The sequence below is a fragment of the Paenibacillus chondroitinus NBRC 15376 genome (assembly GCF_004000765.1).
GTDB lineage: Bacteria > Bacillota > Bacilli > Paenibacillales > NBRC-103111 > Paenibacillus_E > Paenibacillus_E chondroitinus.
In genome coordinates this window covers 166,847-175,297 of the sequence record NZ_BILW01000012.1, presented here as the reverse complement: position 1 = coordinate 175,297, position 8,451 = coordinate 166,847, and the positions used below count along the sequence as shown (strand labels likewise).

The following is an 8,451-nucleotide window of genomic DNA, read 5'->3' as shown; positions in this document are numbered from 1 at the left end:
AGAAATCTAAAAAAACCGCCTCACCCAAAATGTTAGACTTCCCTCCTATATTTTTCTATAATATGGGGAGAGGGAGGACGAGCAAAAATGTCAAAAAAATTCTTAAGAGAAAACGGTATGCACCTATCATGGCTGATTGCCTTAATCGCCACATTGGGAAGCTTGTATTTCTCGGAAATTATGCATTTTATACCTTGTAAACTATGTTGGTATCAACGTATTCTCATGTATCCGCTGGCTATCATCCTGGGGATCGCTGCTGTGCGCAGAGACTACAAGCTGACGATTTATGTATTACCGCTCACGATTTGGGGAGCCTGTATTTCCGTTTATCACGTTTTGCTTCAATCCGGAGTTTTTCACGAATCCGCGACGGGGTGCGGGCCAATTCCATGTGATGTGGATTACTTGAACTGGCTTGGTTTTATCACGATTCCTATGCTTGCCGGAACGGCTTTTATTTTGATTACCATTCTCCAATATTTGACATACCGAGCTACGAAATAACACCACGTTCCAAAAATAGGCAGGTAATTTGTCTAGCGCTGTCGAAAGGAGTACTGAACGTATTCCATCATGCGAGGTGCTACAATGACATCCATTACCAAAAGTGCTGCACTGCTGATCCTTTTAAGCGCAACATTGGTCGGTTGTGCAGACAAAAGCCTGTTCTCTCCTGCTGCCGAAGCTGTAACGACACCAAGTCCGCAAGCAACCACCAAAGCAGCGGAGCCTACGCCAACTTCAACTCCAACTCCTAAACCAACAGTAAAGCCCATAGCTACTCCCAAACAAATCGTAGTTCCGAGTGCAACTCCGCATCCTACGACTGCCCCTAGCCCTGCAGCATCCGCAAAGCCGGCAACCGACGCCACCAAAGCAAAGCCAATCGCAGGGGACAAGACCCCCTACTCTTGGTATTACATGAAGAAGAAAACCGGGCAGGTTCCTGATTTTCCGAAAGAAACGAAATCTTTTACCGCTGATCAGAAAGCCGTTTGGGTTGGGACCGGGAAAAAGGTTTATCTAACGATTGATGCGGGAGGCCCGCTGATTGAAGTGGATTTAATGCTAAAATCCTTGAAGGAAAACGGAGTGAAAGCGAACTTTTTCATCTCAGGGAACAATATCAAGTCAAACCCGGATTATTTGAAAAGAGTTGTGGCAGACGGCCATTTCGTAGCCAATCATACGATGACGCACAAAGATTTCAATGAGCTGAGCGATGACCAAATTCGCAAGGAAATTACGGATTTTGAAGCCTTATATAAGAAGATAACCGGTAAAGAGGTCGAGAAATACTTTCGCTTCCCTTACGGTCACTACAATATGCATAATTTGAGTTTAGTATCGAGCATGGGGTATACGTCCGTCTTTTGGTCGACGGCTATGCGTGATTGGGAACCGCGGGAGAATGGGGCCGAGGATCCGTACAACGATATCATGAATAATTTGCATGACGGCAATGTAATTTTGATGCATCAGGGATCTTTGGAGAACATGCAGGCGCTCGCGCGCATCTGCAAAGAAATCAAGAAGAAGGGCTACGAATTCGCACTTGTAAATGATTTGCAGCCAAAAAAATAGGTGACAGACTACCAAGAATCAGTGTTGTAAGCCTAGGTACCTTTCAGCTTGTACGTTCATATTCTATCCATGTAGCCTTTGAAATTCATTAACCGGCAAAGGAAGCGGATAGGTGTGCAGCAAGCGATAGCCGTACTGGACTCCGGAGTCGGAGGATTAACTGTAGTAAAAGAACTCATGAGGCAGCTGCCGCAGGAAAAAGTCATCTATTTCGGTGATACGGCTCGAAGTCCTTATGGACCGCGATCAGCTGTAGAAGTACGTACATTTACACGGCAAATTGTGGATTATTTAATTCAATTTAACCCTAAAATGATTGTGATTGCATGCAATACGGCAACCGCGGTTGCCATAGAAGATATTCGAGAGCGCGTCTCGATTCCAGTGTTGGGTGTTATCTCGCCAGGCGCGCGAGCCGCAATCAAGCACACGCGAACCGGGATTGTCGGGGTGATCGGCACGGAAGGTACGATCAAAAGCAAGGCCTATGAACATGCCTTAAGGTTAATCTCGCCGGGCATACAGGTGTACAGCGAGCCTTGCCCGCTTTTGGCGCCTTTCGTGGAAAAAGGGCTTTTTGGAAGAGAGCAAGAGCAGGAGATTGTGGCGCAATCGCTTCAGCCGTTGGTCGACAAGCCCATTGATTGTTTAATATTGGGATGTACGCATTATCCATTTTTGATGGAGCCGATCTCCCGGGTGATGGGACCGGACGTCACCTTGATTTCATCTGCCGACGAAACGGCAAGAGAAATCAGCACGATTTTGTACCATCGCGATCGGATGGAAACATCGGGGATATTGCCGATTCACCAATTTTTTTGCAGCGGAGAACCTACGTTATTTAAGCGGATAACGGAAAGTTGGCTCAAAGATCAGATAGCCATTACACCTGTCGTTTGGCAGGTACCAACTATTTTTTGAATGGACCCTCAGGTGGCTATTCTTAAAGATAAGAATTGTTCTGGGTTGAGCGTAAGCTCAACTTTTTTTTGTTAAAATCTAAGTATGGAATCGAATCTACTCAAACAAATATTTATCGTTGTAAAGACGGTTGTGCAGCAAAGTTGAAGGGCTACGTTGCATGACATACAACGGAATGGTGTGGTCAGACCGCGATTGCGGTCTTTCGTTGCACATCATACAACCATTTGTTGCAAAAGATGAATTGTAAGCGATTTAAATGCAACAATCGTTGTATGAAGTGCAATATAGATGCGAAGTGAGGCCCCTTTACGGCAAAATGGTTGCGCAAAATACAACATAGACTGTCACAGTCGCAACTCGGACACCACCCCATGAAATTTGCTGCTATCGCTCCAGCGGCAGCGGTTTTTTCAGGGAACTACAGGGCTCTATTTCATCGAAATAAGCTCTTCTTCGCGCGGAGGGGAACTGACGTCCTCTATTTGTTCGTTTTCTTGAAGAAAACGGGATTAGCGGTCAAATAAGGCCCTGCAGTTCCGCTTAAACGCGGAAACAGGCTTAATTTGTTAGAATAGCGCCCTGTAGATCCTCCAAGCTGTGGCCAGCCAGCTACCTCTCCTATGAGGATGCCCCCTCCGCCAAATGTCTCAGTACGCTGAATATTTAGCGGCGTTGGGTGTTCTCCACCCCAAATTCGCTCCCACTGGGCTCTTAACAAGCTAAACTACGGAGGAAAATTAACTCCTCCAACGATTCCTTTCTCCTCAGCGAGGAACTATTGTGCTCTATATCATTGAAATAGGCCTTTTTCATTGTAGAAGGCGTGCAATAACTTAACTTCGTTACGCCGCATGTTTCTAATGGAGAAGGCATATTCATAACCTACGTAGGAGATCAAAGAGCTGTGAGGTGGTCGTATGTTGGGTTACGGGTATGGAACGTTGTGTGATGAATTGAATCGGCTGGGCAGGATTTATCCTTTCCTGCATGTCGAAGTTATAGGAGAAAGTGTGATGGGAAAAGGCATACCTGCGCTGCGCATCGGCCAGGGGGCCAGAGAGCTCCATGTCAATGCAGCGATCCATGCGAATGAATGGATTACGACACCGCTTGTTATGCAGTTTGTAGAGGATCTTGCTTGTTCTTATGCCAGAGGAACAGCCTGGCAGGGCAGAAACACCAGACGCCTGCTCTCCGAGTACTCCTTATGGGTTGTTCCGATGGTGAATCCTGACGGTGTAGAACTTGTCCTTAATGGCATCGGGCCTGATCATCCCTACCAAGCCAATTTGCTGGAATTGAACGGAGATCAGCCTGATTTTAGCAACTGGAAAGCGAATATAAGGGGCGTAGACCTTAATGATCAGTTCCCTGCCCATTGGGAAGAGGAAGCTGAGCGCAGGGGGCAGTTGGGGCCGGGTCCGCGGGATTATGGCGGCGAGACGCCTCTATCGGAGCCGGAGACTGCCGCGCTCGCGCGTTTTACAGAATGCCACCCGTTTGAGCTCGTTGTTGCCCTGCACACGCAAGGAAGAGAGATCTATTGGAATTACCGGGGATATGAACCTCCGGAATCCGAGTCGTTTGCCGACCAATTAGCGGTTGTCAGCGGTTATGAAGCCGTGAAATTAACCGATAGCGATGCAGGGTATAAGGATTGGTTCATTCAACAATTCCGCAGGCCTGGATTTACCGTCGAGTTGGGTTACGGTGTCAATCCGCTGCCCGTGGAAGCCTTCGCCGAATTGTATGAAGAGATCGTCCCGATCCTGCTGACTGCGCTGGATTTACAAACCGTTAACCGCCAGACAACATCAGGAACATAACCTTGTCCCTCAAGAACCGTTCTGTCCAGACTTCATATACTGGAGTAAGTAGACGGTTGGGAGGCGAGGTTATGGCACCACCTAAAGGCAAAGGCAAAGTTGCTAAGAAGAAAATAGTATCTTCCAGAGAGCAGTACACGATGAGAATAGTGGAGTCGTCTACGTGTGCGGTTTGTAAAACACAATGTACAAGAGGACTTCGTTATTTGGAGCATATGGCTCAACCTGGGGCTGTAGGCAGAGGGGTTCCCTGCATTTTAACAAGAAGAAAAATCAATTAACGAAAAAAAAGTCCACGCCTGAAAGAAAAGAGGCATGGACTTTTCTTTATTTACTTGTGCCCTTTATTGCTTTTCTGATCCTGCGTTTTCGTCGTTGTATTTTTGCGGGATTGTCCTTGCTGCTTATGATCTTCTGACATGGCCGGTCCTCCTTGAATATCGTTGTTGAGAAGCGCGTGATTATTATAAGCAGTTGGTTGATTTTGATACAGTGGTTTCAAGAGGAAAATAAAAACCCAACGCACGATGGTGATCGTTCGTTGGGCTGTATGCGAAGATGGTAGAGTACAATTAATGGTTAGGAGGAAGCAGTTTATCTTCGAGGCGTTGTTTTACCTTCTTGATGGCATCTCGCTCTAATTTGTGGTTTAAGTTGAACTTTGCACCTGTTAATGCAAGCGCTTCCTTAACAGTCATTTCTACATAAATAATCTCTTCACCTTGACGAATTTGAATAGAATTTTGTTCCATTTCCATCACTCCTATGTCAACTTTTTGAAGAGGAAACCTTGATTTGTCGCACTTTTAATATAACATATCATGTGAGGTTAAACAAGGGTTATTAAGACCTATTTATAGAAAAAGAATGTCGGAAACGATGCCGGCCACCAAAGAAAAAAGCACGCAAAACGGCAGCGTTTGCTAATCCATTTTGCGTGCTTATGAGACTAACTGTAGCAGCGAATTTCTACGATTTCGGCTCGCTCAGCTCCGTTTGTTGATTCCACTAGCAAGCGCAAGCGGCTGGTTACAACGGTCTCTGGGAATGTATGCGTATGAAGGCGAGTGTGATTATTAAATGCTTCAGCGACAGTTTTCCATTCTCCTCCAACAAAGGCCTGGAGTTTGTAGTCTTTAACCAACTCAGGAATAATCTCGAATGCTGTCCGATGATGATGCAAATTAATTAAATCCTCATGGACGTCATCATTCAAGGTCAGCTGTACGCTGCGGATTGGCACGGCATTCGGCCAGCTGACTTCAAGCCACTCCGACTTACCGGCTTGCAGATGGGCTGAAGACCACATGTTCGGGCCGCCGTATGGCCGTTTAAAGCCATTAGCCGCTTTATCCGGCGAGTAAGCCGAAGTAGGTGAAAGCAGCCGGAAGCAGATCGGCTTACGGTTGAACTCGCCAGGAGTCCAATCAACGACAGGTTGGTTCGGTGTCGTGTCGCCATAATCTGCGGCATTGCTATTATCTTTATGCTTGAGCCCAAGGACGCCGGACTGCAGTTGGTCGGACTTATGGACCGATAGTGCAGGATTGCTGCGTAGAATAATAAACGCATTTTGAACGGTGTCCGGATGCCAGCTTAACGGAACATGGATCCACTGTCCAGATCCTTGCGGGACAGCTACTCGAACGGCTGTGACCTGTGTGTGCGGGACGTAGTTCTGCGGCTTCCCTGTGCTCCACAACTCGACGGATAGCTGCGTAGCCTCCGAGGCGTCAAGCAGCAGCTCCAAGCCCTCGATGTGCGGATCTACAGGCACGAGAAGCGCTACACTATCCGCAAGCGGGAACACCGACGCGGATTTCTCTACCGCCAGCTGACTCAAGGTGCTGGACGCTGTCAAGGTCGCGCCAAGCACAAGGTCGGCTGCGTCGGCGTTTTTGATCCCGAGCACGGAGGCATCCTGCCGCAGCAGCGTTTGCTGCAGCTCGCTCAGATGGCTGCCGTGCAGCTCGCGAGGGGAGATGCCTTTCGCTGCGCAAAGGGCAGCGCCCGTTCCTGCGGCTTCGCCGATGACGGCACATGTCGCCATGACGCGTGTCGTGCCGAAAGCGACGTGGGACGCGCTGATATTGCGCCCAGCCATAAGCATATTCGTCGTATTGACCGAATAGAGGGAACGGAACGGTATGTGATAGCTGCCGTCCACATGCATATGCTTGGAGCCCTTCGCCGTGGCGTACATGCCTTGTGGCGGATGCAGGTCAATCGACCAGCCGCCGAAGGCGACGCGGTCTTCGAACAGCTCCTGTGCGATGACATCGTTTTGATTCAGCACGTAGTCCCCTACGAAACGACGGTATTCCCGTTTGCCCGGAACCGAACCGATCCATTCGAGCGTAAGGTTATCCGCTTCGAATTTACCGGAATTTTTGATATAATCCCAAATCCCGTAAATCACGGAAGACAGTTCATCACGGATTCTTTCGTTATCATGAACCGTATCCAGTTCACCGCCCCACTCAATCCACCAGTAAGCGCAACCATTATCGCCGCTGCGAATAACACGTTTCATAGGAATCGTGGTCTGTGTAATGTCTTTGGCGAAACTAGGCGGGATGTACTTCACAGGTCGGCCAGCATCTTTGGTATAGAAGAGCAGAGTGCTGCCTAAGGTAATATCATCCGGGACGAGAGGCGCCCATTCTTCATTGAACTCCTCCTGCGCTTCACGGCCAATACGGAATTTCGCGCCTGCCAGAAAACCGACGAGCCCGTCGCCAGTGCAGTCGAGATAGACACGGCTGTCGAAGCGGATACGGCGTTCCGACCCCATCATCCACCCTGTAACGGATCGAATGGTCCGGGAAGTTTCGTCTCCGTCTGCATCAACTTCATGAACATCCGTATTCAAGAAAAGGGTAATATTTTTCTCGGCTTTCACTTTTTCGAGCACAATCAGGTCCCATAGATAGGGATTTCCATCGATATTGCGGTATTGATTCTCAACGAACATTTCACCCATGATACCGGTTTCACGCGCATACCGATGAAGCCCGTGGGAAGTAGCTCCACAAACCCACACGCGTACTTCACTACTGGAGTTACCACCAAGAACAGGGCGATTTTGAACAAGGGAAACGGTTTGACCTAATCTGGCTGCAGCGATCGCGGCACACACGCCGGCTAAACCTCCGCCGACAACGGTGATGTCGGATGTAACGATTTCGTGTTTCATGACCAGCACCTCACTAGTTGATAGAATATCTTTGATTTCATTTTAAAATATTATATTCCTATTGAACATGCAGTCAGTTACAATGAGCATATACTTTATTTCACTTAAAGAGGTGCGGGTATGGCTTTTCGTGATGTGGCGGTGAAACTTATTTCGCATGTTTACTGGCATCGTAAAGATGAGTTTATGTATAACGAGGACACGTATCCTTGCTGGACGTTATTTGCTGTGGAAGAAGGCCGATTTGTCTATGGAATCGGAGAGCACAAGGGGGAAGCGGGATTTGGCGATTTTGTTATTTGCCCGCCCCATGTTGGTTTTCGAAGGAGGACGCTGGAGCCGTTGTCGTTTCATTTTCTGCAGTTTGTTTGGCTGTCGGAACCAAGTTCAGAGGAAGCAACCAGTTGGAAAGGCAAGCTCGTCATTAAGGATATCGAGAGATTGGCCTCGAATTATCACTATTTGAAGGAGCTTCCGGGGTGGGATGAGGAGAGCACATTGCATAAGCAGCACATGCTCAGCGATATGTTTCGATTAGTCGCAATTGAACGAGAGCTCAAAGAGGACCTTACTACAGAAACGGACAGTTTGATGGAAAAGGCACGTAAATATGTAACGGATCATGCATACGGAAGTTTATCCATGTCGGATTTGGCAGAGAGCCTGGGGCTAACTCCCGTGCAGCTTACGCGAAGGTTTCGCAGAGCTTTCTCGCAAACACCTTCTGAGTTTTTGAATGAATTGCGTTTAACCAGAGCGCGCCATTTGCTGGAAGGATCGACTTTGACGTTAGATGCAATCGCAGGAAAATGCGGTTTTGAAAACGGTTTTTATTTGAGCCGCGTGTTTTCACAAAAAATGGGGATGGCTCCATCCGTGTACCGCAGTATGTATCGTGTATAATACGAAAAAAGC

At 47.9% G+C, this 8,451-nt stretch carries 8 protein-coding genes; 6 read left to right on the top strand and 2 right to left on the bottom strand.

Translation table 11 applies throughout. The annotated features are described in order from the left end of the window. Positions 1-87 precede the first annotated feature (87 nt). The 5 genes from PCH02S_RS16035 to PCH02S_RS16015 all read left to right on the top strand — a co-directional run bounded on the left by PCH02S_RS16035 (position 88) and on the right by PCH02S_RS16015 (position 4,621). Complete coding sequence (locus PCH02S_RS16035; RefSeq protein WP_127454697.1) at positions 88-507, top strand: disulfide oxidoreductase; 420 nt, start codon at positions 88-90, stop codon at positions 505-507. Between the two features lie 84 nt (positions 508-591). Continuing rightward, a complete protein-coding gene (locus PCH02S_RS16030) occupies positions 592-1,587 on the top strand; it encodes a polysaccharide deacetylase family protein (protein WP_127454696.1) in 996 nt (331 codons plus the stop codon). A gap of 114 nt (positions 1,588-1,701) precedes the next feature. Beyond that, positions 1,702-2,511: a glutamate racemase gene (gene racE, locus PCH02S_RS16025; RefSeq protein WP_127454694.1), complete on the top strand. Its 810-nt coding sequence runs from the start codon at positions 1,702-1,704 to the stop codon at positions 2,509-2,511. Positions 2,512-3,431: 920 nt separating this feature from the next. Further along, positions 3,432-4,340 (top strand): M14 family metallopeptidase, encoded by a 909-nt coding sequence (locus tag PCH02S_RS16020; RefSeq protein ID WP_127454692.1) that lies wholly within the window; start codon positions 3,432-3,434, stop codon positions 4,338-4,340. A gap of 71 nt (positions 4,341-4,411) precedes the next feature. Next, the gene (locus PCH02S_RS16015; RefSeq protein ID WP_127454690.1) at positions 4,412-4,621 is read left to right on the top strand and encodes a hypothetical protein; all 210 of its coding nucleotides are present in this window, start codon (positions 4,412-4,414) and stop codon (positions 4,619-4,621) included. Positions 4,622-4,912: 291 nt separating this feature from the next. Here the strand turns inward: PCH02S_RS16015 and PCH02S_RS16010 are convergent, their stop codons facing one another. Further along, positions 4,913-5,092 (bottom strand): hypothetical protein, encoded by a 180-nt coding sequence (locus PCH02S_RS16010; protein ID WP_127454688.1) that lies wholly within the window; start codon positions 5,090-5,092, stop codon positions 4,913-4,915. A 197-nt stretch (positions 5,093-5,289) separates the two neighbouring features. Further along, positions 5,290-7,536: an FAD-dependent oxidoreductase gene (locus tag PCH02S_RS16005; protein WP_127454686.1), complete on the bottom strand. Its 2,247-nt coding sequence runs from the start codon at positions 7,534-7,536 to the stop codon at positions 5,290-5,292. Between the two features lie 120 nt (positions 7,537-7,656). On the opposite strand from PCH02S_RS16005, the gene PCH02S_RS16000 reads away from it, so the two are divergent. Then, on the top strand, positions 7,657-8,439 hold the full coding sequence (locus tag PCH02S_RS16000; protein ID WP_127454684.1) for an AraC family transcriptional regulator: 783 nt from the start codon (positions 7,657-7,659) through the stop codon (positions 8,437-8,439). Positions 8,440-8,451: the final 12 nt, after the last annotated feature.